This is a genomic window from Brevibacterium sp. ZH18 (assembly GCF_022748595.1).
Classification (GTDB): domain Bacteria; phylum Actinomycetota; class Actinomycetes; order Actinomycetales; family Brevibacteriaceae; genus Brevibacterium.
Map to the genome: position 1 here is coordinate 1 of NZ_JALDSX010000088.1, position 2,719 is coordinate 2,719.

At 57.7% G+C, this 2,719-nt stretch carries 4 protein-coding genes; all 4 read left to right on the top strand.

Features of this window, described 5'->3' with window-relative positions; genetic code table 11:
* Positions 1–154: transposase (locus tag MPN20_RS16970; RefSeq protein WP_242784036.1), on the top strand; the 154-nt coding region annotated here is incomplete at its 5' end.
* A gap of 201 nt (positions 155–355) precedes the next feature.
* Positions 356–763, top strand: a complete 408-nt coding sequence (locus MPN20_RS16975) for a hypothetical protein (RefSeq protein WP_242784033.1) — start codon at positions 356–358, stop codon at positions 761–763.
* Between the two features lie 86 nt (positions 764–849).
* A complete protein-coding gene (locus tag MPN20_RS16980; RefSeq protein ID WP_242784034.1) occupies positions 850–1,620 on the top strand; it encodes a DUF3800 domain-containing protein in 771 nt (256 codons plus the stop codon).
* Positions 1,621–2,021: 401 nt separating this feature from the next.
* A partial coding sequence (locus MPN20_RS16985) for a hypothetical protein (RefSeq protein ID WP_242784035.1) occupies positions 2,022–2,719 on the top strand: 698 nt, incomplete at its 3' end.

Below are 2,719 nucleotides of genomic sequence, written 5' to 3' on the forward strand. Positions count from 1 at the left end.
CGGAACATCGAATGGTCCGACCGAAGCCATCAACGGCAGGCTCGAACACCTTCGAGGATCGGCACTAGGATTCCGCAACCTCACCCATTACATCGTCAGATGCCTACTCGAATCCGGCGGATTCAGGACAGTCCTACACTCTTATTTACGATGAGCCCCTAAAGGAGCCGCTTCGCGGCCCTCACCAACCAAGGCGGCCACCGGCCGCCAGTACACCGTTCCGGCAGATCGGACATTGCCAGCGTGGCCAGGTCACATAACGCCAGGCAGCAAAGACGAGAAGATCCTCGCCGGTCGTGAGTGGGCACGTCGAATTCCAGCCCTCAGTAAACTCTCCGACAAGCACCTGAGGTTCTTGGCCAAGGACTTTTTCGCCGCCGGCTGGACGGTCCGCGATCTCATCACAGCTCTCGATACACTCCCGGACGGTCGAGCACACGGACAGCTCGTCGACGGCCAGTGGGTACCGTACTCGGGAGCCGATGGCATACCCGCAGCTCGCCTCGGACACTGGGTGAACTGGCGACTCAACGCCTGGCGAGACAGCGGCACTGTCGTCGAATCTCCCACCCAGACACGTATCCGCCGAGCAGCCGCAGCTGAGGTCGAACGCCAAGCTCAGCAGCTGGCACGAGACGAAGAACGCCAGCGAAACCTGGCCGAGATGGCCACGCCTGAGGGACAGTCAGCCAAACAAGCCTGCCTCGCGCAGTTCCGCGCCCACAGCGAACGAAACCGGCCTCGGCGTCGACGGTGGCGATGAGTCCAGATGACCCGTGAGAAACTAACCCCAACCACACGAATTTTGTGCCCCATGGAAAGTCATACGACACCCCGGAGGAAGAACGGATGCACCTGGTCTATGTAGACGACTCCGGTGACTCGAAGTACGGGACCACTCTCACAGCACTGTTGATCCCCGACCACGCGTGGAACACCGTGCTCGCCCAGTGGCTACAGGGGCGCCGGGAGATCCACCGCGAGTTCGGAGTTCCTAAGACCCGTGAGCTCCACGCGAATGAACTGTACAAGGGGCGCGGAAAGTACTGTGAAACGCCAGAACAAAGCGAGGAGTTCTCCACGTCTAAGCGAGCAGCAACTGGACGGATCATGTTGTCATGGCTGGCTAAAGCCGAAGATCTCTCGATCGTCACCATTGCCACGCCTGAGCGCTCGACAGCCAACACGTACGCCATCTTCGTGGAATGGTTGGATGCCTGGGCTGAACGAGAGAAGACCACGGTCATGATCTTCTACGACGGGCAACAGGGCTACGGCCACGATGACGGCACTCGAAGCGTTGAAGAAGCCCAGGCCGAATGGGACGAAGCTCTGCGATCGGCAACGCCTTATCGCGATGCTCACCGGGCGCTCGATATCACGCGGCGTCGTATCGTTGAGGATGTCGTGATGCAGGACAGCAAATTTAATCAGCTCATCCAGGCTGCAGATCTCGTAGCATACGGGGCCTATCAGCTTCACGCGCAGAACCACCCGGAACTGTGGGGGTCGAAGAAGGCCGAACCGAACTCGATCAAGGCGTATCTCAGACTCAAGAATGCGTGGGTGACAGACACGGATAACGGTGTGTTGTGGATCGACGAACGCAAGAACCCCTGACCACAGGCCAGGGGTTCGCGAGATGCGAGACCCCGTGGGTGACCAACAGGCCACATAGGGCCTCGCGATAGTTAATAATACCACCAGACACAGCAGAGATACCACCGACGCCGGGAGATTATCGGCAGCGTGTTTAGCCCAGGTGGGACCAGATATGGCTGTCCCAACACCATCGATAAGTCGCGGATGGGATTATTAGAACCCACCCGGGCAGAATCCACTGTTCGTCATGCCGTGGCTATTTCACAATGTCACACTCAGCCGATCTGAGGTCTACCAACTCGCCTACCACTACAGTACTCTGACCGTAGTACAGCACTGACATCCGTATGGTCCACTCACAGACATGGTCAACGAAGATGCACCTGCCCTCAACTAGTCGTGTAATAGCAACATCCGTCTTGATGCTCTCCACGCTTCTACTTGCAACCGCGATCCCTCAAGCCGCACAAGCGGATCCTGCCGACGATTGCACAGGCGCGATCGATGCAGCAGAACTCGCTGACTCAACTTGCGTGCAAGAAGGAGACGTCCTGCTCCTTGACGATGGCCGAGAGATGACAATTCCAGCGCTGGGAGAAACTGTCGAGTCCAGCGTGGTTTCAGTCGAAAGAGAACCGAAGACACCTGATGCTTCAGTCTCGAACAACACCAAGGGAATCGTTGTCGACATCGGCGGCGAATGGTCCGGTAATCGAGCGGCCGTGACCATGCAGAAGCAAATCGAAGCGGAAAAAGCCGAAACCATCGCACCAGACGGTGTGAGTATCCAAGCTGGCTGCTCGAGTAGCGCATATAAGCTCAACGGGTGGAGGCAGCCAGCTACCTTCAACTGGTACTACAACTCAAAGAATGCCAAAGCATCGAGCCTTGCAGCGTTTAAGGCCGGCGCGAAAGCGTGGACGGGGACGATCAAGCGCTGCGGGAAGACGATCAACTCAGGTGCGAAACAGTCATATGTTGGCGGAACGTCGAAAGCGCCGGCGGTGACGGCGAAGAACGGTTGCGGAAAGCGTGACTCGAGAAACGTTGTCGGTTGGGGTTCGGCGACTTCCAGTAATCTCGCAACGACCTGCACGTGGTCAAACAATTTCGGTGA

Bases quoted from the DNA above. Each gene is read 5' to 3' on its own strand.
- MPN20_RS16980 (WP_242784034.1), top strand. From the start codon at position 850: ATGCACCTGGTCTATGTAGACGACTCCGGTGACTCGAAGTACGGGACC.